Genomic DNA, 23,848 nt, shown 5'->3' on the forward strand with positions numbered 1-23,848 from the left:
AATTACTAAACTTTTTACAAGAAAGGGTGTAGAATGGGTATCTAAAGAAAGAAGGTGTGAAAATGGCCAGCTGGAAACGAAATTTAATGATTTGTTGGCTAGGTTGTTTTACCACTGCAGCCGGTATGAGTTTAGTAATTCCTTTCTTATCTTTTTATATTGAGGAATTGGGAGTAACGGGCACTTCAAGCATTGCACAGTGGTCGGGACTTGCATTTGGTGTAACATTTTTAATGGGTGCGATCGTATCACCAATATGGGGAAAGCTTGGTGATATACATGGACGGAAATTGATGCTAATTCGTGCTAGCCTCGGTATGGCGATTATTATGACGCTTATGGGGTTTGTAACGGATGTATATCAATTAGTCGCACTAAGATTTTTAATGGGAGCAGTATCTGGTTTCCTTTCAACCGCAATGACATTTATTGCAGCAGAAACTCCGAAAGAACATTCAGGTTGGGCAATTTCCACAATTTCAACTGGTGGTGTAAGCGGTTCGTTACTTGGCCCGTTACTTGGAGGTTATTTATCTGAATTAATTGGAATGCGTCATGTCTTTCTTGTTACAGGAGCTTTTTTATTCCTTTCCTTTCTCATCGTTTTTTTCTTCTTGCATGAAGAAAATCACTCTGCTCAAGCAAAAAAAACACAGCCGAAAAAAGTATGGACGATGGTCCCAGCGAAGCATTTAATTATTAGTTTGTTTGTTACAACATTTATTATTCAACTTGCTAATATGTCAGTTCAACCAATTGTTACATTGTACGTGAAAAATTTAGTAGGCCCTCATACTGCACATATTGAAACAATTGCGGGAGCAGTTATGTCAGCGACAGGATTAGCCGTTATTTGCTGCAGGAATTATTTTTATCCCGCAAGCATTTGTAACCTCAGCTTGGCAACTATTAATTCTTCGATTTTTATTAGGTATCGCACAAGCAGGATTATTACCTTCCGTACAAACTCTACTAAAACAACATACACCAACCCATGTTACGGGAAGAATATTTGGATATAATCAATCATTTCAGTTTTTAGGAAATATGATTGGTCCAGTACTCGGGGGACAAATTGCAGCGCATGCAGGTTTCCAATATGTTTTCCTCTCTACATCATCACTATTATTTATTGCGTGTATCTGGGTTTATTTTCATAATAAGAACGAAGAGGTATCAGAGAAACGACATTTGGAAGTTAGTTAACTAAGTGAATAAAAAAAGGATGAAGCAATCATTGCTTCATCCTTTTCTTTAAAATTTAAGACATAGATAGCTTAATGTGCCAAGCTCATAACTACGGTGAATGACTTCACCGCTATTTTCACCACTTCCCATAGCGATAAATAAAGGAACAAAATGTTCTGCTCTTGGTACTGCTAATTGTGCATGAGGAGCATTTTTTTCCCAATTAAACAATGCATCTTTATCGTTATTCTGCATATGTTTAATAATCCAATCATCAAATTCAATTGCCCATTTTTCAGGTGTAGTTTGATTCCATTTCAGTGCTCGTAAGTTATGGACGGTAACACCACTCCCGATTACTAAAATATCTTCTTGTCCGAGTCCTTTAAGTGCTTCTCCAATTTTAAATTGTTCTTTTGCAGAAAGGAATGGATTTACTGATATTTGCACGACAGGAATATTTGCTTCTGGATACATGCGGTGCAGGAGTGTCCATGAACCATGATCTAAACCTCTCGTCATATTATGATGGACTGAAATACCTTTGTTCTTAAATTTTGTTTCTAACATAGATGCAATGCTAGAAGAGCCTTTCGCACGATATTTGATTTCGTATAACTCAGGGGGAAAACCTCCAAAATCATAAATTGTTTCATACTCGTTATCTGATGAGGAAATCGTTAATACTTCACTTTCCCAGTGAGCAGTGAAAATAACAATTGCTTTCGGTTTATAGGTTTCTCCAAGTGTTTTTAAAAATCGTGTATAGTCTGTATCTTGAATAGCGAGCATAGGCGAACCATGTGCTAAAAATAATGATGGCATCATAATAGTAGAAACCTCCTAAAAATTATATAGTTACTTTATGTAAGTAACTATATAATTTTATTTCAGGTTCGTCAAGAGATCAGTTTGAAAGCAAGTCTGAAAAATACATCATTTGTCATAATGAAAGCAATTACATATAATATAAAATAAGAAAAGTGAATGGATATTCATTTCTCTTAAAGGTATACATAATAGAGTTGGGAGCTGACGAAATGAATGTACAGGAAAGTTTCGTTACGGCATTGGATGGATCGGAAATTTATTTGCGTAAGTGGTTACCAGAAGGAGATCCGAGAGGAATTATTCAAATTGCACATGGCATGACAGAGCATGCAGGGGTGTATACAGAATTTGTGGATGCTTTATTGGAAGCAGGGTATGGTGTTTATGCGCATGATCATAAAGGACATGGGAAAACAGTAAAAAAAGAAGAAGATTATGGTCATTTTGAACCAAATATAGGGTGGAATCAAGTTGTATCGGATGTTATCTTTGTTTCAGAAAGGATAAAAGAAGAGCAGTCAAGTCCTTTGTTTTTACTTGGACATAGTATGGGTTCTTTTTTATCAAGACGTGCTGTACAACTTAGGGGTGAACTATATGATGGATTTCTGATTTCAGGAACAGGTGGAAATCCAGGGCTTTTAGGAGTTATTGGTCATAAAGTAGCAACAATCGAAATGAAGTTGCGCGGGGCAAAAACGAAAAGTCCAATGTTAAACTTTTTATCTTTCGGAAACTTCAATTCGAACTTTAAGCCAAATCGTACAAAATTTGATTGGTTATCTTCAGATAATAATCAAGTTGATAAATATATTGCGGATCCGTTATGTGGTTTCATTTGTACGACGAGTTTTTACCGAGAATTATTTTCTGGTGTATTAGAAGTAAATAAACTAGAAGAATACAAGAAGACGCCAAAGAATCTTCCAATACATATATTCTCTGGTGATCGTGATCCTGTTGGCGATATGGGGAAAGGTGTAAAAGAAGTATATGAAAACTATAAAAAATGTGGTGTGAAAGACGTGACACTACGTTTATATGAAAATGGTAGACATGAAATGTTTCATGAAGTAAATAAGGATGAAGTATTTAAAGATTTAATTTCGTGGTTAGATGCGCATAATAAATGAGAAAGATAATCCCAAACTGTTTGTAGTTTGGGATTATTTATTTTACAGAAATACGGGCAATAAATTCTTAAATTTACTTTACTTAATAAAAAATAAATCTTATTCTAGAGTCGTTAAAAAAATAAAGAAATATTGTATGAGAGGAAACCTCACTTTTCTGAAGTGAGGTTTTTTGTAGTAACGAAGTAATAGTGAATAAAACTAATTTTAAAAATAATTTAAAATCAAACTATTTATAAAGAAACAGATGCCTGTTCATAATAGTAGTATAATAGTGAATGAGGTGTTAATAGAATGGAAGATAGAACATTAGGTTTATTACTAGATGTTGTTGGTGAATTATTTTCAGATGAAATTTCAATTGCTGTTTCGAATACGAAAGAATATATTTACTATCGGCCAAGTAAACGAATTGATTTAAAGATTAGCGCTGGGGATCCTATAAAGGAAGGAACGATTGCTCATAAAGCGATGGTGATGAATCAAAAAACATCTGAGTTTATGAATCGGGATGTTTTTGGTATTCCTTATCATGGAATGGCTGTACCATTTTCAAACAATGGAAAGCTTGAAGGGTGCGTAACGGCAATTTATCCAGCTTTAACGGATGGAAAGTCAGTCGTTACTTTAAAAACAACAGACGGCTGGATTCCGGTTCCTTTTTCAAAGGTTATGTATTTAGAGGCTAAAGATAAAAAGACGTACGTGAATTCAGAAGAGTTATCAGGAACACATAAATACTCTCTGCAAGAATTCGAATACTTGCTTCCTAAAGATTCATTTATTAGATGTCACCGTTCGTTTATTGTAAATGTTAATCATATTAAAGCGATTTATCCTGATACCCATTCTACTTTTGTACTTTCGATGGATAATGGTGAGAGAGTACCAGTTAGTCAATCATACGCTAGTTATTTCCGTAAGCTTCTAGGATTCTAAATTTTTCTGCTTTAGAACCTAAATTTGCTGTTCTGTCTGAATTTTCGTTATTGTATACTAAAATCCCTATTTTGATAGTGTAAATGTGTAAAATAATTATGAATATTCAATGAGAGAGGGATTACATATGGAGAATAATTTAGATAGAATCAGAGATCAACGTCTAAAAGATCGGGTAGTTACACCTGAAGAAGCAGCTTCCTGGATTCAAAGTGGAATGACTTTAGGCTTAAGTGGGTTTACACGTGCAGGTGATGTAAAAGCAGTCCCATTTGCGCTTGTAAACCGAGTTAAGAATGATGAATCTTTTAAAGTAAATGTTTATACTGGGGCTTCTTTAGGCTCGGATGTAGACAAATTATTTGCTGAGGCAGGAATTTTAGGGAAAAGATTACCTTTCCAAGCTGACGCGACTATGCGAAAAGGAATTAATAACGGAGACTTTTTATTTGTGGATCAACACTTATCTCATACAGCAGAGTTACTCCGCGCTGACGTTCTGGATATAGATTTCGCTATTTTGGAAGCGGTTGCGATTACAGAGGACGGAATGATTATTCCAACCACTTCAATTGGAAATTCCTTAGCGTTTTCCTTACATGCTAAGTCTATTATTATTGAAATGAATATGGCTCAATCCACGCAATTAGAGGGACTACATGATCTATATGAACCAGGTAAACAAGGGGAGAGGCTTCCAATTCCGCTTGTGAAAACAGATGACCGAATTGGAACAATCGGTATTCCAATTGATCCTGAAAAAGTAAAGGGAATTGTGTTTACGAATCAATTGGATTCGCCATCGACAATTGTTCCTCCGGATGAAGAAACGGTCATTATGGCACAGCATTTAATAGAATTCCTTCGAGAAGAAGTTAAAATAGGGCGATTAACAAATCGTTTAGCGCCGTTACAATCAGGAATTGGTTCAGTTGCTAACGCAGTATTGCATGGAATGTTAGATTCAGAATTTGAAGATTTAGAAGTGTATTCTGAAGTTTTACAAGATGCAGTTTTTGATCTTATGGATGCTGGAAAAGTCAATTTTGCTTCTTGTTGTTCTATCACGCTTTCTGAAGAGAAAATGCAACAAGTATTTTCTGACTTTGAAAAATATCGTGACAAATTAATGATGCGTCCGCAAGAGATTTCCAATCATCCTGAAATCATTCGTCGCCTTGGATTAATCTCAATTAATACTGCATTAGAATTAGATATATACGGAAATGTTAACTCTACTCACGTTTTAGGTACAAAAATGATGAATGGAATTGGTGGGTCTGGTGATTTTGCAAGAAATGCACGCCTAGCTATCTTTGTTACTAAATCGATTGCGAAAGGTGGTAACATTTCAAGTATTGTTCCTTTCGTTTCTCATGTAGACCATACTGAACATGATGTAGATGTTATCGTCACTGAACAGGGGTATGCCGACTTAAGGGGACTTGCGCCAAGAGAAAGAGTGGAACTTATTATTGAGAATTGCGCACATCCAATGTATCGTGAACAGCTACGAGCTTATTACGAAGAAGCAAAAACAAGAGGTGGACAAACTCCTCATATTTTAGAAAAAGCTTTTTCTTGGCATACGAATTATGCTAAAAATGGAACAATGCTTGAAGCGATAGTAGAAACTGTATAGGTTTGTATCGTACGAAATAGTAAAATGAATGAGTGAGTTTGAAGATTAAATTTTAGAAAAAGAGAACGCCAACTTTTAGGGATGGCGTTCTTTTTCTTTAAAAAAATTGTTAAAAATTGTACTGGTTATAATAAAGATTTATAAAAATAATCTCTAATTTATGAAAAAAAGGTTTTTTGAAGTGCTTTCCGAATCAATTTAGTAGTTTACATATCGAAGGTGAGGAAAAAGAATCATGAAGATAAGAGAAGCGTTACTAAGTGAAGCAAATGAATTAAGTGAATTCGCACTACAATCAAAAGCAACGTGGGATTATAGTGAAGAATTCATACTTGCTTGTAAGGAAGATTTAACAATTACAGAAGAATACATAAAAAATAATTTTGTATATGTTTTAGAAAACGATAATGCGAAGGTTGGTTTTTTCTCATTTTTACGTAATGATAAAGCTCTTGATTTCTTGTACATTCATCCTGATTACAAAGGAAAAGGTTACGGGAAAATACTTTGGGAGTATGTAATAGAAAAAGCCAATGAACTAGGATTAAAAAGTTTTACAATTGATAGTGATCCGAATGCAAAAGGATATTACTTGAAAATGGGAGCACAGTTAATAGGAGAGACACCATCAACTGTCTTTAAGGGGCGTTTACTGCCTCTTTTGAAATATGATGTGTAAAACTATTAATAGTAGGGGAAGGTTAGAATGGATGATGTAAAGGAAAAAAGAATATATGGAGCACTAATAAAATCGTGGTCGATTGAAACAAGTTCAAAGTGGACAATTGAAAATCCAGCAAAGGGACAGTGTGGTGTAACGGCTCTAGTCGTTCAAGATATATGTGGAGGGAAAATTATAAAGACAAAAATAGGGGGCGTGTGGCATTTTTATAACTTTATAGATGGGCAGAGGTTTGATTTTACAGAGTCTCAATTCAATGAAAACCTGAATTACTTGGGTGTGGAATCAAATCGGGAAGAAGCATTTGCAGATACAAATGAAAAGCAATATAGCATTTTGAAGGGAAAAATAACGAAAGAATTAAAATTATCTTTTGACTCTTAATCTTTAATAAGTTACTATAATGGTGGTAACTTATTAAAGGGAACTTCATAGAGTTGAAAGGGGAAATACTTTTGAAAACAACTTATGTAAACGCTACAATTGTAACGATGAATGAACAAAACGAAGTGATAGAAAATGGATATATCATTGTAGAAAATGATCAAATTATAGATGTAAAGAGCGGAGAATTCGCTAATGATTTTGAAGTAGATGAAGTAATTGACATGAAAGGAAAGTGGGTTTTACCAGGGCTTGTAAATACACATACACATGTTGTAATGAGTCTTTTAAGAGGTATTGGAGATGATATGTTATTACAGCCATGGCTTGAGACGAGAATTTGGCCACTGGAAAGTCAATTTACTCCCCAAATTGCGGTCGCTAGTACGGAATTAGGATTACTTGAGATGGTGAAAAGTGGTACAACATCATTCTCTGACATGTTTAATCCAATTGGAGTAGATCAAGACGCAATTATGGAAACGGTATCAAGGAGCGGGATGCGAGCTGCTGTTTCAAGGACTTTATTTAGCTTCGGAACGAAAGACGATGAAAAGAAAGCGATTGAAGAAGCTGAGAAATATGTGAAGCGTTACTATAACGAAAGTGGCATGTTAACTACGATGGTTGCACCACATAGTCCATATACATGTAGTACAGAATTGTTAGAAGAGTGCGCACGGATTGCAGTAGAGAATCAAACGATGGTTCATATCCACCTTTCTGAAACAGAGCGTGAAGTACGTGATATTGAAGCACAATATGGAAAACGTCCAGTAGAATATGCAGCGAGCTGCGGATTGTTTAAACGCCCAACAGTTATTGCACACGGTGTAGTATTAAATGACGATGAGCGTGCATTTTTAGCAGAACATGACGTTCGAGTAGCTCATAATCCGAATAGTAATTTAAAACTAGGTTCTGGTATAGCGAATGTAAAAGCGATGCTAGAAGCAGGAATAAAAGTAGGAATTGCAACAGATAGTGTTGCATCTAACAATAATTTAGACATGTTTGAAGAAATGCGCATAGCGACTTTACTACAAAAAGGTATTCACCAAGATGCAACAGCTTTACCAGTTGAAACAGCTCTTACACTTGCGACTAAAGGGGCTGCTGAAGTAATCGGGATGAAACAAACAGGATCACTTGAGGTTGGAAAATGTGCTGATTTTATTACGATTGATCCATCTAATAAGCCGCATTTACAACCAGCAGATGAAGTGTTATCACATCTTGTGTATGCTGCTAGTGGAAAAGATATAAGCGATGTAATTATTAACGGAAAACGTGTCGTTTGGAATGGCGAATGTAAAATGTTAGATGAAGAGCGTATTATATTTGAAGCAAGTCGTTATAAACGAGGTTTGCAAAGATAACTAATTATGTGGCAGTTGAAAAAGCTATCCTTTTAAAAGGATAGCTTTTTTCTTGAACGAATAAATATTCAAAAGAATGTCGCATCTTTCTGTTCATATTTCTGCTATAATATATAACGCTTTATAATATTTTATACTTAAGGAGAACAACTCATGAAGCGAAAAAAGAGCCATTTAATGGTAATGGCACTTGTTACATCTTTATTATTAACAGCTTGTAATAATAAAGCGAATAAAAGTGATACAGAGGTTAAAAAACAAGTGTTAAATGTAACAGTATCAGAAGAAATTCCTTCTCTGGACACTGCGAAAACGATGGATGGTACATCAGCACACGTTATGCAAAACATATTTGAAGGGTTATATGTATTAAATGATCAAGATCAGCCTACTCCAGCAGTAGCAAAATCGTTTAAAAGAAGTGAAGATGGTAAGAAATATACATTTAACTTGCGTAAAGATGCAAAATGGTCAAATGGAGATAATGTAACAGCAAATGATTTTATATTTGCGTGGAAACGTGCAATTAACCCTGAAACGGCATCTCAATATGCATACATGCTCTTTTATGTGAAAAATGCGAAAGAGATTAATAAGGGAACAATGCCTCTTGATGCACTTGGGGTTAAAGCAATAAATAATTATACGTTAGAAGTTGAACTCGAACAGCCGGTTCCGTATTTTTTACAGTTGTTAGCACTACCTATATACTTACCACAGCATGAATCATTTTTGAAAGAACAAGGAAACAATTATGCATTGGAACCTAGTAATCTCATATATAACGGGCCATTTGTATTAGAAAAATGGAAGCATGAACAAGAGTTTCAATTAAAAAAGAATGCTGCATATTGGGATCGAAAGAAAGTGAAATTAGACGAAATAAACTTTCATATCGTAAAGGATACAATGACAGCTGTAAATTTATATGAAGCCGGAGATTTGGATCGAGTACCTATTAATTCGCAAGTTGTAGACAAGTATAAAGGGAATAAGGAATTACATATGTCGAGTGATCCTGGAATTGCTATGCTTCGTTTTAATGAAAAAAATACCGCGTTAGCAAATAAAAAGGTGCGTCAATCTATTTCATTAGCGTTAAATAAGGATGATTTCGTTGCTCACTTTATTAATAACGGAGCAAAACCTGCAAGCGGGCTTGTACCAGTTGGTCATGTAAATGAAGTGACCGGTAAAGATTTTAGAAAAGAAAACGGAGATCTTTCTTCATATGATTTGCAAAATGCGCAAAAGATTTGGAAAGAAGCGAAAAAAGAGCTTGAAGTAGAGCAAGTAAACCTCGAGTTTTTAACGTTTGAACAAGATAATGCAAAACGGATGGCAGAATATATAAAAGGTGATTTAGAAAAGAATTTGCAAGGAATCGCGATACAAATTAAACAACAGCCATTTAAGCAAAAATTACAGTTAGAACAAGCAGGTGATTACGATATAACTATGGCAAATTGGGGACCTGACTATAAAGACCCAATTAGTTATTTAGAGTTATTTACGACAGGGAATCCGAATAATAAAATGAATTATTCTAATGTTCATTACGATGAATTAATAAAGAAAGCGAAAACGGATTTTGTACTAGATACGGAAAACCGATGGGAAGCGTTGCGAGAAGCCGAGCAGGTATTATTAGAAGATGCTGCGGTAGCGCCGCTTTATCATATTGGCTCAGCATATGTACAAAAGGATTATGTAAAAGGAATTGAAAAGCATCAATTTGGTGGTATTTATACTTATAAGAATGCTTATATTGCTAATGAATAAATACAAAAAACCTTACTTTTTAAAAGTAAGGTTTTTTACACATGAATTCTATTAAACCGATTTTAATAAAGCGTAAAAATTCGTATCATATGGGACATCATCTTGATACATATAATTTTTTAGAACGCCTTCTTTTTCAAAGCCTAATTTTAATAGTACTTTATTGGAAGCTTCATTTTCAAGAAATACAATTGCTCCAATCCGCTTTAAATGAATTGTATGGAAACCGTATGATATAACCTCAGAAACAGCTTCAGTCGCATATCCTTTTCCCCAGTGTTCAGGCAAAAAGGCATAACTTATATTGGCTCGTTTATGCTCAGAAGACCAATCATGAAAACCAATGGTACCGATGAGTTCTTTCGTGTCTTTTAATTCGATTCCCCATTTTATACCGCTTCTTGCATTGTAACTCAACTTAAAGTTATGAATGATTTGTTTCACTTGATCAACATCTTGTAACGGTTTTTGGCCATAATAGCGCAGTACATTAGTATTAGAAAAGCATTGTAGTATACGCGGTGCATCTTCTTCGGTAAGTTCTCTTAAAATGAGTCTTTCAGTTTTTAATAAAGGAAACATATTTTCGCTCCTTTTCACATGAAAATAGAATGTATTTGTTATTATATAATTTAATCTGAAAATAAAGATTATTCAAGGTGTAAGGAAGTTATTGGCTGGAAATAGAGTATATAATTTATTTTAAAAAGACTTTATAGGATTAATACAAATAATGAAAAAAGAGTATTCCAAATTAAAATTGGAATACCCTTTTTCATTATCCTACAAATGTTTGATACAGTAAGAAGATATTTAAAATGATAACGAGTGCTGCAATTATCCAAGCGATAAATGTTGTTATACGGTGGTTAACGAGTGCACCCATAATCTTTTTGTTACTTGTAAACATAATAAGTGGTACTAGCGCAAATGCAATACCGAATGATAAGACGACTTGGCTCATGACTAGAGCGTAAGTTGGATTTACACCTAAAGCGATAATAACTAATGGTGGAATCATTGTAATAAATCGGCGTAAGTATAACGGAATATGCATGCGAATGAAACCTTGCATAATAATATCACCCGACATTGTACCGACAGAAGAGCTAGATAGTCCTGCTGATAAAAGTCCAATCCCAAATAATGCAGCCGATACAGGACCTACTAAATTGGTAAATTGAGTGTAAGCAACATCTAAATCTTCAACGTGCAAGCCGTTTTTAAAGAATAGTGCAGCAGCAACAATTAACATACTTGCATTAATTGCTCCAGCAATAACCATTGCAATAATAATATCGATAAATTCGAAACGAAAAATCTTTTTCTTTTGTTCGTCAGTTGTTCCGACCACGCGGCGTTGTGTTAATGCAGAATGCAAGTATATTGCATGTGGCATAACTGTTGCACCTAAAATCCCTGCTGCAAGTAATATACTGTCTACACCTTGGAATTTTGGAATAAATAGTCCTGAAAGAAGGGGACTTAATTCTGGTTTTGCATAAAAAACTTGAATCCCAAAAGCAATTACTACAATGAAAATCATTCCTGTAATAATAGCTTCTAGTGGACGAAATCCTCTACGTTGAAACTCAAGAATAATAAATGATCCGGCTGCAGTAATTAAAGCGGCAGGTAGCATCGGGATTCCAAATAGTAAGTAAAGCCCCAAAGCAGCTCCAATAAATTCCGCTAAATCTGTAGCCATAATAACTAGTTCACCTTGTATCCATAAGCCGATAGACACAGGCTTTGGAAAGTTTTCACGAGCTATTTCGGGTAAATTGTTTCCTGTAGCAATTCCTAATTTAGCTGATAACGTTTGGATTAATACAGCCATTAAGTTAGAAGCGAGTATAACCCATAATAGTAAATATCCATATTGTGAACCAGCTGCGATATTTGTGGCAAAGTTGCCAGGATCAATATAAGCAACGGACGCGATAAAAGCGGGTCCTAAAAATGGTAACAGTCTTTTCCAGCCTTTTGTTTCTCCACTTAAAGCTAAATGAGCTGATTGTACAGTTGTACTTTCAGAAGGGAGATGTTCATCTTTTGTTATATCTTTATTCATAGTAGTTTTCCCCTTTAAAATGTTAACTTGATGAAATTATTGTATTTATTCTTACTCATTATTTCAATACATTTAAATATGTTATGTGATAATTTCATTTGAACACGAAAGTTTCCTTAATGCAAATTATATGCCTTTACGCAATGGATGGTGTGATAACGTAAAATAAATTGGGAGTTTATGGTGTGATGACGTGGGGGAACATAATAAATTAAAGGGTCAATTTTGAAATTTATGTGAACATAAAGCCGATAATCCAGCATATTAATTGATGGAATTGCATTTGTATGATATATAATATATTGGGATTACAACATAACCATAGTGTTTTGATGTGTAATCTTGTTTTTTATTTTTGTTAACTGATAGAAAATAGTATAAAGAAAAGAAAATGGGATTCATTTTCTTATTATATATGTTTTGATATGAACGTTAACTTATACATGATTTAAAAAATTAGATAGGTGGTAGAAATACATTGGCAACTACAAAACCATACAGAGTATTACTATATTACATGTACACAACAATTGAAAACCCAGAAGAATTCGCGGCAGAGCATTTAGCATTTTGTAATTCACTTGAATTAAAAGGAAGAATTCTTGTAGCAAAAGAAGGTATTAACGGAACTTGTTCTGGAACTGTAGAACAAACAGAGAAATACATGGAAGCAATGAACAATGATCCACGTTTTGATGGCATCGTATTTAAAATAGATGAAGCTGATGGTCATGCATTCAAGAAGATGCACGTGCGTCCTCGTCCAGAGTTAGTTACACTTCGTCTAGAAGATGACATTAACCCACACGAAATAACTGGGAAGTATTTAGAGCCAAAAGATTTTTATGAAGCAATGAAACAAGAAGATACAGTTATCATTGATGCACGAAATGATTATGAATTTGATTTAGGTCACTTCAAAGGTGCGATTAAACCTGATATCGAATCATTCCGTGAATTACCAGATTGGATTCGTGAAAATAAAGAAGTACTTGAAGGTAAAAAGATTTTAACGTATTGTACAGGCGGAATTCGTTGTGAGAAGTTTTCTGGTTGGTTAGTTCGTGAAGGCTATGAAGATGTAAGTCAGCTTCACGGCGGAATTGTAACGTACGGAAAAGACCCAGAAGTACAAGGTGAGCTTTGGGATGGACAATGTTACGTGTTCGATGAGCGTATCGCTGTACCAGTAAACCAAAAAGAACATGTTATCGTTGGTAAAGACCACTTTACAGGTGAACCTTGTGAGCGCTATGTAAACTGTTCAAATCCAGAATGTAATAAGAAAATTTTATGTTCTGAAGAAAACGAAGCGAAATATTTACGTGCATGTTCTCATGAATGTCGTGTAAGTCCACGTAACCGCTACGTAATACAACATGAATTAACGGAAGAGCAAGTAGCTGCTGCATTAGAGCAAATCGAAGCAGGGAAGTAAACTGAATTCGTATAATAAAAGGGGTACTCCAAGTTTAATTTTGGAGCACCCTTTTTTTATTATCCGGTCCTGTTATTTGTCGGTTTTTGTCGGTAAGTCGATATATTAAAAAAATCGCTGATATATTTCGAGTTGCGCCGATATAATCGGAAAATCGCTGATGAAAATTTCACTTACTGCAGCGCGCCAAGAATTTGAAAATAACCTTCTTTAATTTTTATCTTCTTTCTCTTTAACGGCAGAAAGTACAGTTTGTTTTACCCAAGCTTTTCTTCGTTTATGTTGTAGACCCCATTGGTATAAACTTTGGGCTCCTAAAATAAGTGAAATGACAATGCCGCTAATTGCAATTAATAGAGCGAAAAATTCAAGAGGTGACGATATTTTGTTTGAATCGGTGTTTCTTAAAAGGTCAATCATAGTAAACCCTAACATTTGGCCCACTACAGAGTAGAGCGTTAAAATTAATAATAAAAGGCTATCTTTTTTAGAGGTGACATTTTCTTGATATTTAAACAAACTATCAAGATTTTGTTTCGCGTTCGAGTATAGAACCTCAATATTAAAAAGTTTTCTTAAGCGGAAGAAAATATCTTCACTTTGTGATTGGGATACTAATTCTAAAGAAAAATAATTAGCAGTGAACGAATTGATCGAATAAATTAATTTCTCTATTTCATTAGTATCTTGTTCAATGTTTAGCTCAGCATAGGCGTTTGCCATTTTTAATAAAACAATTTTATGGAATAGGTTTAATAATAAAGCGTAATAAAATTCCCCGTACATTTGACTAGCAAGTTTAGCGATTTCGCGTTCTCCTTCATTTGTTACACATGTAAAAATATGTTCTTCCATTATGAAATAACGATTTGGAGCCCATCTCTGGTAAGCGTGTTTTTTTAAATAGTCATGAATGTAAGGAAGGTTATTTGCACTCACATATGGCTTACCATCACTTGTTAATCCGGAAAGACTAGAAGTACGATAAACATCCACTTCATTAAGTTCCAAACTTTCTTTTAGTGACAATAAAGTTTGGACGTACATTCTTTGGTCTTCGAAGAAAGGAAAGGTTTGAAAGTATGAACTTCTTAATCTCTTCTTTTCAAAGAAATCAGTTACGCCATGAAATAAATAACCAAAAATGAATTTTTCAACTTGGGAATACTTTTTTCCGTTACATTCAATACAAATAGTCTCATTTGTATCATTTTTAGTTTCAAGTACACGGAAGCGAGCAGCAAATTCGATTGCTTCAGATAAAGTCATGTTTAGAGTAGTGTTTACTTCTGTTCGAATTGTTAAGAAGCCAAGTTCATAAGGACAAAGTGTTACATCAATAGAGTGTATCTTGAATGGAATTGAAATAAGGTTTGTTGTTAAATGTCCAGTTAAGTTAAGGTCCTTTGAATAACGTTGCAAGCCCTTTTGATGCTCTGAGTGAGGAAAGAGAATTTTATTTGTAAATGAAAGATAGTATGCTTCCATATTTTGATGTGAAACTTTAAACTCCCCATAATATGTATTTTCATCATCGAGATGATCGAGCCGAAAAGGACGGAAATCGTTTTTTTGTAAGAATGGGAACATATTTTGTTCATATCCAGCTTTAAACGAAAACGGGAATATAAATTGAAATATAGCTGTTGCTACATCTTTTTCCTCAATTGCTTGTATTGCCTCCATCTACATTGTTTCCTTTCCATATATGCTATAGAAACAACATGCCCAAATTTATTTGAAAATAACCACTGTTTTATACTCGATTGAGAGTGAAAATTCAGCTTATTTAGCAGAGGACATGTATAATGTTATGTATACTAAAAGTTATGAAATTGTATTTTGAAAAGGGGGATGCTGTATGCGGATTTTAGTATTAGGCGCTGGTGGAGTCGGAGGATTTTTTGGTGGCAGATTAGTCGAAAAGGGAGAAGATGTTACATTTCTTGTTCGTAGTAAACGGAAAAAACAATTAGAGGAAAGAGGACTTGTAATCCGAAGTGTTAACGGGGATTTTTCCTTTCAACCGAAATTAATAACGAAGGAAGAGAGAACTTCTCCATTTGATGTCATTTTATTTTCAACAAAAGCGTATCACTTAAACGAGGCAATTCAAGATTTGAAGCCGTTTGTTGGCGAAGGTACTGTAATCATTCCATTGTTAAATGGTATCGCTCATTTATCACTATTACAAAAAGAATTCGGCGAAGAAAAAGTACTTGGCGGTTTATGCTTTATCGAGACGACGTTAAACGATCAAGGAGAAATTGTACAAACTAGCGCTGCCAACAGACTTGTGTTTGGAGAAATTAAGTCTCAAAATTCAGAGAGAGTAAAGCATATTTCTAAAGCATTTGCAGGTACGAAATCTAGTTTTGTTTTAAGTGAAAATATTACGCAAGATATGTGGCATAAATATTTATTTATTACTGTAATGTCCGGTGTGACAACGTTAATGCGCGCACCAATTGGACCAATCCGTGAAAGTGAAGGCGGCCGTGATTTTATCCGTAATGTGTTTGAGGAATCTGTACAAATCATGAGAGTATTAGGAGCTCCAATAAAGGTTAATATTGCCCAGGAACATATGAAAACGATTGATAAAATTTCGTATGATATGAAGTCATCGATGCAACGTGATATGGAAAAGGGTTCGTTTATTGAAGGGAAGCACTTGCAAGGATATTTACTGGATGTAGCAGAGCAATTTTCTATAACGGCACCATTATTAAGCACTATATATCAAAATTTAAAGGTGTATGAAGAGATGACCTTTAACAAATCTGTAATAGAATTAGATGTATGAAAAAATAAAAAAGATAGCAATATATAAGTGTATTGCTATCTTTTTTATTTTTTTTATGACAAATTATTTATTTCTTTTCGTTCTATCTGTCAAATTTATTTCCTGTTCACGTTTACCATATAACTGATTAATTTCATGTGCTACTGCATCTAAATATGAATCGGAAAAAATAGGCTTCTTTTCTTTAGACATATGGGTCTCCTTTGTGGATTTTTTAGTATTCATTATGTATATTTCTCAGTGGATTATGCACAATCATTTTAATTTTTTTCTTATTAAAAATTTTTGTTTACTTTTTGAAAATAAAGGAGTATTATAATCCACAGTTTCAATTTTCTAAATCGCTGAAACCGCATGGTACGGGGGACCCGTTTTTACGGATTAGTACATAATCCGATGGGGTGAATCCTTGAAAAAGGTAGGGCTACTCATAGGCCCGAATCCGACAGCTAACCTCGTAAGCGTTATATTGAGAAGGAAGGTGGAGCTTGTGCGACAAAAAAAATAATGTCTACAAGTCTATTTCGCTATGGCTTGTAGACATTTTTTGTTTTCTGAAGAAATAGTTTACTGGCTGTAACAAGCAGAAAAGTTCGTACAAAATTATTGGAGAGTGGACAGCATTGGTTTCATCTATTAAAAGATTTTTAATTGGAAGACCGTTAAAATCAACAGAGCTTGGAGAACAAAAGCTTAATAAAACGAAAGCTTTAGCTATTTTATCTTCTGACGCATTATCATCAGTTGCTTACGGTCCAGAGCAAATTTTAATTGCTTTAGCAGGTGTTGGAGCGATCGCTTATTGGTATTCCATTCCGATCGCTGTTGGAGTATTAGTATTATTGACAGCCCTTATTTTATCTTATCGACAAATTATTTTTGCTTATCCGCATGGCGGGGGAGCGTATGTTGTATCAAAAGAAAATTTAGGGATGAATCCAGGCTTAATTGCTGGAGGATCTTTATTAGTTGACTATATTTTAACTGTAGCCGTTAGTGTGTCCGCTGGTACAGATGCAATTACGTCTGCGTTTCCTAGCTTACATGCACATAACGTAATTATTGCGGTTATATTTGTTATATTAATTACGATATTAAATTTAAGAGGAGTAACGGAATCAGCTTCCGTTTTAGCATATCCTGTTTATTTATTCGTTTTAGCACTATTTATATTAATTGGTGTGGGTATATATAATATTTTAACTGGTCATGTTTCACCTACTTTACATGCGCCGATTGGTACACCAGTTGCAGGGATTAGTTTATTTTTATTATTAAGAGCATTTGCATCAGGTAGTTCTGCTTTAACAGGTGTTGAAGCAATTTCAAATGCAATTCCGAACTTTAAAGATCCTGCGCCAAACAATGCTGCAAAAACATTGCTTGCAATGGGTGCATTACTTGCTGTGTTATTTTCAGGAATTGTATTTTTAGCTTATTATTACGGAGTGACTCCGAGTAAAGAAGTAACAGTTGTTTCTCAAATTGCTGAACAAACATTTGGACGTAATTTCATGTACTATTTCATACAAGGTACAACAGCTTTAATATTAATTCTCGCTGCTAATACAGGTTATTCTGCATTTCCTTTATTAGCGGTTAACCTTGCAAAAGATAAATTCATACCGAGAATGTTTACGATTAGAGGAGACCGTCTGGGTTACTCAAACGGTATTATTATACTTGGAGTTGCTTCGATTATTTTAATTGTAGCTTTCCAAGGACAAACAGAACATTTAATTCCATTATATGCAGTAGGTGTATTTATTCCATTTACACTTTCTCAAACAGGGATGGTATTAAAATGGCTTCGCGAAAAGCCTGAAGGATGGGCTTTAAGATTAACAATTAATTTAATTGGTGCAGTTATTAGTTTTATCGTAATGAGCATGTTCTTCTTAACTAAATTTGCACAAGTTTGGTCGATTCTTATTTTCTTACCAGTTATTATCTTCTTATTCCATCGAATTAAGAAGCATTATGATGCAGTGGGTGATCAATTAAGTTTAAAAACTTGCGAACCTCTTATTCCAATTGAGGGGAATGTAATTGTCGTTCCTGTAGCAGGTATGACGCATGTAGTAGAAAATTCGTTGAACTATGCAAAATCTCTTTCGGCAGATCAAGTTATCGCAGTATATGTTGCTTTTGACAGAGAAGAGGAAAAGAAATTTGAAGAGAAATGGAAGAAGTGGCAACCTGAAGTAAGGCTTGTTACATTACATTCTCATTATAGAAGTATTATTCAGCCGCTAACAAAGTTTATTGATACAGTGCAATATAAGGCAAGTGAATCGAATTACCGCGTTACGGTCGTTATACCACAGTTCATTCCGAAAAAAGGTTGGCATAACATTCTTCATAATCAATCCAGTTTACTCATACGTGCGTATTTACTTTATAAAAGAAATGTTGTTATTACGACAGTTCCATATCATTTGAAAAAATAAGAAGATTTTTTAAGGATAGTTTCGTGAAAATGAAGCTATCCTTTTTGTGTATATGCTATGCATAATTGCATATGGGGTTAAAGATTATATTGATATAATTTTATTGGTTATTTGCAAGTAGTGTTTTCTGTTGTGATATGTAGATATTTCAATCGATAAAGTGAATCGGATTATATTTTGAAATAAGGACATGAAAGCTTGAAAATAAAGGGAATGAAAATACTTCTTTACGTTATATAAACAGCTGTGTTTAAATGACCTTACAGTACAAAACTTATATGAAAACAAAACAAAATTTCATATTTATGTATGTTGTTTAGTTTAAAATGAATAATATTTTTAAGTAATATATTCACTGTGTGAATGTGAGAATTTCGATGGAATAGAAAATTTATACAATATTATTCATACTAAACACATATGAAAAATAATAAAATGTTTTGTGACGATAAGTAAGTGCTGTAGGAATACGAGAGAGGTGGTTCATACATAGATCACGGTGAGAACGTTCTCTATTTTAACCATCTCAAATTATGGGCAAGAAAATAGAATAATAAAATGCGATAGTAATAGTTGCTAATACATAGGAGGAGTTAAAGTGAAAAAGACTTTAATTACAGGGTTATTGGTTACAGCAGTATCTACGAGTTGCTTCATTCCTGTAAGCGCTTACGCTAAGGAGGGGCAAACGGAAGTGAAAACAGTATATGCGCAAAATGTAATTGCTCCAAATACATTATCCAATTCAATTAGAATGTTAGGATCACAATCACCGCTTATTCAAGCATACGGATTAATTATTTTGCAACAGCCAGACATTAAGGTAAATGCGATGAGTAGCTTAACGAATCATCAAAAGTTTGCAAAGGCGAATGTACGAGAGTGGATTGATGAATATAATCCGAAGCTAATTGACTTAAATCAAGAGATGATGAGATACAGCACTAGATTCAATAGTTATTATAGTAAGCTCTATGAACTAGCAGGAAATGTAAATGAAGATCAGCAAGCAAAAGCAGATTTTATGAGTGCATATGGAAAATTACAATTGCAAGTACAGAGCATCCAAGAGAGTATGGAGCAAGATTTATTAGAGTTAAATCGATTTAAAACAGTATTAGACAAAGATAGTAACAATTTATCAATTAAAGCCGATGAAGCAATAAAAACACTGCAAGGATCAAGTGGAGATATTGTGAAATTAAGAGAAGATATTAAAAGAATTCAAGGGGAAATTCAAGCTGAACTAACTGCTATTTTGAATAGACCTCAAGAAATCATTAAAGGTTCTATTAATATCGGTAAACAAGTATTTACAATCACAAATCAAACTGCACAAACGAAAACAATCGATTTTGTTTCTATCGGTACTTTAAGTAATGAAATTGTAAATGCTGCAGATAGTCAAACGAGAGAAGCAGCTCTTCGCATTCAGCAAAAGCAAAAAGAGTTATTGCCACTTATTCAAAAGTTATCACAAACTGAAGCAGAGGCGACTCAAATTACATTCGTTGAAGATCAAGTAAATAGCTTTACAGAATTAATTGATCGTCAAATTACAACTTTAGAAACGTTATTAACCGATTGGAAAGTTTTAAATAATAATATGATTCAAATTCAAACAAATGTTGAAGAAGGCACGTATACAGACAGTAGTTTACTTCAAAAACATTTTAATCAAATTAAAAAAGTAAGTGATGAAATGAATAAGCAAACAAATCAATTTGAAGATTACGTTACAAACGTTGAAGTACATTAAATAGAAAAATAATTAGCGATATAGGGAGAGAAGAAAAATGACAAAAAAACCATATAAAGTAATGGCTCTATCAGCACTTATGGCAGTATTTGCAGCAGGAAATATTATGCCGGCTCATACGTATGCAGCTGAAAGTACAGTGAAACAAGCTCCAGTTCATGCGGTAGCAAAAGCTTATAATGACTATGAAGAATATTCATTAGGACCAGAAGGCTTGAAAGATGCAATGGAAAGAACAGGTTCAAATGCTTTAGTAATGGATCTGTATGCTTTAACAATTATTAAACAAGGTAATGTTAACTTTGGAAATGTATCGACTGTTGATGCAGCTTTAAAAGGAAAAGTGATTCAGCACCAAGATACAGCTAGAGGAAATGCGAAGCAATGGTTAGATGTATTAAAGCCACAGCTTATTTCAACGAATCAAAACATCATTAACTACAATACTAAATTCCAAAACTATTATGATACTTTAGTTGCTGCGGTAGATGCAAAAGATAAAACGACTCTTACGAAAGGCCTAACTAGATTATCAAGTAGTATTAATGAAAATAAAGCGCAAGTGGATCAGTTAGTAGAAGACTTGAAAAAATTCCGAAATAAAATGACGTCGGATACGCAAAACTTCAAGGGTGATGCAAATCAAATTACATCTATATTAGCTAGTCAAGATGCAGGAATTCCGCTTCTGCAAAATCAAATTACAACGTACAATGAGGCAATTAGTAAATATAATGCAATTATTATCGGTTCATCTGTTGCGACAGCTCTAGGACCAATTGCAATTATTGGTGGTGCAGTAGTTATTGCTACGGGCGCAGGAACACCGCTAGGAGTCGCATTAATTGCAGGTGGTGCAGCAGCTGTAGGCGGTGGTACAGCTGGTATCGTATTAGCGAAGAAAGAACTTGACAATGCACAAGCTGAAATTCAAAAAATAACTGGACAAATTACAACTGCTCAATTAGAAGTAGCTGGGTTAACGAACATTAAAACACAAACTGAGTATTTAACAAATACGATTGATACTGCAATTACAGCGTTGCAAAACATTTCAAACCAATGGTATACAATGGGATCAAAATACAATTCTTTACTTCAAAATGTGGATTCAATTAGTCCAAACGATCTTGTTTTCATTAAAGAAGATTTAAACATTGCGAAAGATAGCTGGAAAAACATTAAAGACTATGCAGAAAAGATTTATGCTGAAGATATTAAAGTAGTAGACACGAAAAAAGCATAATTGAATACGAATCGTTAGAGCGTTAAGTGTTGATGAATGATTTGAAGCTCCTGTTCAGTTGTGAGCAGGAGCTTTTGATATCCTTATAAAGAGAATAGGTGAAAAATATGCAGAAACGATTTTATAAAAAATGTCTTTTAGCGGTAATGATTGCTGGGGTGGCAACGAGTAACGCATTTCCTTTACATCCTTTTGCAGCAGAACAAAATGTAAAGGTGCTACAAGAAAATGTGAAAAACTATTCTCTTGGACCAGCAGGATTCCAAGATGTAATGGCACAAACGACATCAAGCATATTTGCAATGGATTCATATGCAAAATTAATTCAAAATCAACAAGAGACGGATTTAAGTAAAATAAGTTCGATTAATAGTGAATTTAAAGGGAATATGATTCAGCATCAAAGAGATGCAAAAATTAATGCAGCATATTGGTTAAATAATATGAAGCCTCAAATTATGAAAACAGATCAAAATATTGTAAATTACAATAATACTTTTCAATCTTATTATAATGACATGTTAATAGCGATTGATCAAAAGGATAGCGGAAAATTAAAAGCGGATTTAGAAAAGTTGTATGCGGATATTGTGAAGAATCAAAATGAGGTAGATGGATTATTAGGGAATTTGAAAGCTTTTCGCGATAGAATGGCGAAAGATACAAATAGTTTCAAAGAGGATACAAATCAGTTAACAGCGATATTGGCAAGCACGAATGCTGGTATTCCAGCTCTAGAGCAACAAATAAATACATATAACGATTCGATTAAAAAGAGTAATGATATGGTCATTGCTGGTGGCGTACTTTGCGTAGCTCTAATAACATGTCTTGCTGGCGGGCCGATGATTGCGGTTGCGAAAAAAGATATCGCAAATGCAGAAAGAGAAATCGCCAATTTAAAAGATAGAATTTCAGGAGCACAAGCAGAAGTCGTAATTTTGACTGATGTAAAAAATAAAACAACAAACATGACAGAAACAATCGATGCAGCAATTACAGCACTACAAAACATATCAAATCAATGGTATACAGTAGGTGCAAAATATAATAATTTACTACAAAACGTAAAAGGGATTAGTCCGGAAGAGTTTACGTTTATAAAAGAAGATTTACATACAGCGAAAGATAGCTGGAAAGATGTAAAGGATTATACAGAAAAATTACATGAAGGTGTGGCAAAGTAAACAGTGGACTAGTTCTGCTGTTTATTTTTTTATCCTGTTTTTTTGTGAGAGTTGAACTTGTAATTATATATAAGTTTGTCATATGTTTTATCAATGTGGCTATTGGGTAATATTTAATCAAATTGATACGAATAACCTAAATAAATTTCTGATCAAGTCTTTTATATGTAATGTTTTAATGAAAAAAGCTATACTGTAAGCAAAACTAAAAATTGGAGAGGAAATACTACAACATGGAAAATTATTTGTTATTTATCCTTACAGCAATGCTAATCATAATGATGCCTGGTCCTGGTTTTGCACTAGTTACAAAAAATACTATCTCGCATGGTAAAAATGGCGGGATAAAGACTGTTTTAGGAACGATATCTGGAATGATGATTCATACAATAATGGCTACGTTAGGACTTTCTGCTATCTTAATGAAATTTGCTATGTTATTTACATTTATAAAATATGCTGGGGCTGTTTATTTAATTTATTTAGCTGTAAAGTCAATTAAAAGTGCCTTACATAAAAAAGAAGATATGTCAGGTTCAGCAGAAATGGACTCTAAGGATATTGGGGCAATTAAAAGCTTTAGACAAGGATTTACTACGGCAATTTTAAATCCAAAAACCGCTGTATTTTTCCTTAGTTTTTTACCCCAATTTATTGTGAGTAATCAAAATCATTTCCTCCAATTTCTTTTATTAGGAGTCACATTTACGACTTTGACAGCAATATGGTATTTACTTTACATCTCACTCATACGTCAATTAAGAACTTTTTTAAGAAAAGAAAGAGTGAACCGTACAATGGAGGGTATTACGGGCATAGTATTGTTAGTATTTGGAGTTAGGTTATTTTTCCAAAAATAAATATGTAGATAAAACGAGAAATAAAAAAGTTGATTATTTCTCGTTTTATTCTTTAAAATCTGCAACAG

The 23,848-nt window shown here is 34.0% G+C and carries 19 protein-coding genes, 1 pseudogene and 1 riboswitch; of the genes and pseudogenes, 15 read left to right on the forward strand and 5 right to left on the reverse strand.

Going from position 1 to position 23,848, the window contains the following annotated elements:
• Positions 1–62: 62 nt before the first annotated feature.
• A pseudogene (locus MHB52_RS09675) lies at positions 63–1,206 on the forward strand (MFS transporter).
• Positions 1,207–1,254: 48 nt separating this feature from the next.
• On the opposite strand, the gene MHB52_RS09680 reads toward MHB52_RS09675, so the two are convergent.
• The gene (locus tag MHB52_RS09680) at positions 1,255–2,016 is read right to left on the reverse strand and encodes a DODA-type extradiol aromatic ring-opening family dioxygenase (RefSeq protein ID WP_016117578.1); all 762 of its coding nucleotides are present in this window, start codon (positions 2,014–2,016) and stop codon (positions 1,255–1,257) included.
• A gap of 212 nt (positions 2,017–2,228) precedes the next feature.
• Between MHB52_RS09680 and MHB52_RS09685 the strand changes: the two genes are divergently transcribed.
• The 7 genes from MHB52_RS09685 (at position 2,229) to MHB52_RS09715 (ending at position 9,960) form a co-directional block, all read left to right on the forward strand.
• Complete coding sequence (locus tag MHB52_RS09685) at positions 2,229–3,152, forward strand: alpha/beta hydrolase (protein ID WP_001102587.1); 924 nt, start codon at positions 2,229–2,231, stop codon at positions 3,150–3,152.
• Between the two features lie 294 nt (positions 3,153–3,446).
• Positions 3,447–4,091 carry a LytTR family DNA-binding domain-containing protein gene (locus MHB52_RS09690; protein ID WP_000390207.1) on the forward strand — a complete coding sequence of 215 codons (645 nt, stop codon included), beginning with the start codon at positions 3,447–3,449 and terminating at the stop codon, positions 4,089–4,091.
• Positions 4,092–4,218: 127 nt separating this feature from the next.
• Positions 4,219–5,733: an acetyl-CoA hydrolase/transferase family protein gene (locus MHB52_RS09695; RefSeq protein WP_061663937.1), complete on the forward strand. Its 1,515-nt coding sequence runs from the start codon at positions 4,219–4,221 to the stop codon at positions 5,731–5,733.
• 235 nt (positions 5,734–5,968) lie between these two features.
• The gene (locus MHB52_RS09700) at positions 5,969–6,412 is read left to right on the forward strand and encodes a GNAT family N-acetyltransferase (RefSeq protein ID WP_061663938.1); all 444 of its coding nucleotides are present in this window, start codon (positions 5,969–5,971) and stop codon (positions 6,410–6,412) included.
• A 27-nt stretch (positions 6,413–6,439) separates the two neighbouring features.
• Positions 6,440–6,799 (forward strand): YunG family protein, encoded by a 360-nt coding sequence (locus tag MHB52_RS09705; RefSeq protein ID WP_000342921.1) that lies wholly within the window; start codon positions 6,440–6,442, stop codon positions 6,797–6,799.
• A 53-nt stretch (positions 6,800–6,852) separates the two neighbouring features.
• Positions 6,853–8,178, forward strand: a complete 1,326-nt coding sequence (locus MHB52_RS09710) for a bifunctional S-methyl-5'-thioadenosine deaminase/S-adenosylhomocysteine deaminase (protein WP_016117582.1) — start codon at positions 6,853–6,855, stop codon at positions 8,176–8,178.
• A gap of 153 nt (positions 8,179–8,331) precedes the next feature.
• Complete coding sequence (locus MHB52_RS09715; RefSeq protein ID WP_000823521.1) at positions 8,332–9,960, forward strand: peptide ABC transporter substrate-binding protein; 1,629 nt, start codon at positions 8,332–8,334, stop codon at positions 9,958–9,960.
• A 51-nt stretch (positions 9,961–10,011) separates the two neighbouring features.
• On the opposite strand, the gene MHB52_RS09720 is transcribed toward MHB52_RS09715, so the two are convergent.
• Both MHB52_RS09720 and MHB52_RS09725 read right to left on the reverse strand, forming a co-directional pair.
• Positions 10,012–10,542, reverse strand: coding sequence for a GNAT family N-acetyltransferase (locus MHB52_RS09720; protein ID WP_053514141.1), 531 nt, complete (start codon positions 10,540–10,542; stop codon positions 10,012–10,014).
• 196 nt (positions 10,543–10,738) lie between these two features.
• Positions 10,739–12,034 (reverse strand): Nramp family divalent metal transporter, encoded by a 1,296-nt coding sequence (locus MHB52_RS09725; RefSeq protein WP_001030677.1) that lies wholly within the window; start codon positions 12,032–12,034, stop codon positions 10,739–10,741.
• A 478-nt stretch (positions 12,035–12,512) separates the two neighbouring features.
• On the opposite strand from MHB52_RS09725, the gene trhO reads away from it, so the two are divergent.
• Positions 12,513–13,472 carry an oxygen-dependent tRNA uridine(34) hydroxylase TrhO gene (gene trhO, locus MHB52_RS09730; protein ID WP_000246214.1) on the forward strand — a complete coding sequence of 320 codons (960 nt, stop codon included), beginning with the start codon at positions 12,513–12,515 and terminating at the stop codon, positions 13,470–13,472.
• Positions 13,473–13,682: 210 nt separating this feature from the next.
• Here the strand turns inward: trhO and MHB52_RS09735 are convergent, their stop codons facing one another.
• Positions 13,683–15,158 carry a hypothetical protein gene (locus tag MHB52_RS09735; RefSeq protein ID WP_061663939.1) on the reverse strand — a complete coding sequence of 492 codons (1,476 nt, stop codon included), beginning with the start codon at positions 15,156–15,158 and terminating at the stop codon, positions 13,683–13,685.
• Positions 15,159–15,333: 175 nt separating this feature from the next.
• Between MHB52_RS09735 and panE the strand changes: the two genes are divergently transcribed.
• Positions 15,334–16,278 carry a 2-dehydropantoate 2-reductase gene (gene panE / locus MHB52_RS09740; RefSeq protein WP_061663940.1) on the forward strand — a complete coding sequence of 315 codons (945 nt, stop codon included), beginning with the start codon at positions 15,334–15,336 and terminating at the stop codon, positions 16,276–16,278.
• A 63-nt stretch (positions 16,279–16,341) separates the two neighbouring features.
• Here panE and MHB52_RS09745 read toward each other — a convergent pair whose 3' ends face one another.
• Positions 16,342–16,470, reverse strand: coding sequence for a hypothetical protein (locus MHB52_RS09745; protein WP_000031871.1), 129 nt, complete (start codon positions 16,468–16,470; stop codon positions 16,342–16,344).
• Between the two features lie 140 nt (positions 16,471–16,610).
• Positions 16,611–16,757: riboswitch (cyclic di-AMP (ydaO/yuaA leader) on the forward strand.
• A 144-nt stretch (positions 16,758–16,901) separates the two neighbouring features.
• On the opposite strand from MHB52_RS09745, the gene MHB52_RS09750 reads away from it, so the two are divergent.
• From MHB52_RS09750 to MHB52_RS09770, 5 genes are all read left to right on the forward strand, one after another.
• Positions 16,902–18,728 carry an APC family permease gene (locus tag MHB52_RS09750; RefSeq protein ID WP_000254884.1) on the forward strand — a complete coding sequence of 609 codons (1,827 nt, stop codon included), beginning with the start codon at positions 16,902–16,904 and terminating at the stop codon, positions 18,726–18,728.
• A gap of 598 nt (positions 18,729–19,326) precedes the next feature.
• A complete protein-coding gene (nheA, locus tag MHB52_RS09755) occupies positions 19,327–20,487 on the forward strand; it encodes a non-hemolytic enterotoxin NHE subunit A (RefSeq protein ID WP_061663941.1) in 1,161 nt (386 codons plus the stop codon).
• Between the two features lie 37 nt (positions 20,488–20,524).
• Positions 20,525–21,733, forward strand: coding sequence for a non-hemolytic enterotoxin NHE subunit B (gene nheB / locus MHB52_RS09760; protein ID WP_000162981.1), 1,209 nt, complete (start codon positions 20,525–20,527; stop codon positions 21,731–21,733).
• Between the two features lie 107 nt (positions 21,734–21,840).
• The gene (gene nheC / locus MHB52_RS09765; RefSeq protein ID WP_061663942.1) at positions 21,841–22,920 is read left to right on the forward strand and encodes a non-hemolytic enterotoxin NHE subunit C; all 1,080 of its coding nucleotides are present in this window, start codon (positions 21,841–21,843) and stop codon (positions 22,918–22,920) included.
• Positions 22,921–23,153: 233 nt separating this feature from the next.
• Positions 23,154–23,780 (forward strand): LysE family translocator, encoded by a 627-nt coding sequence (locus MHB52_RS09770; RefSeq protein ID WP_000433001.1) that lies wholly within the window; start codon positions 23,154–23,156, stop codon positions 23,778–23,780.
• Positions 23,781–23,848: the final 68 nt, after the last annotated feature.

This window comes from Bacillus sp. FSL K6-0073 (genome assembly GCF_038006085.1).
In the GTDB taxonomy this organism is placed as follows: domain Bacteria; phylum Bacillota; class Bacilli; order Bacillales; family Bacillaceae_G; genus Bacillus_A; species Bacillus_A cereus.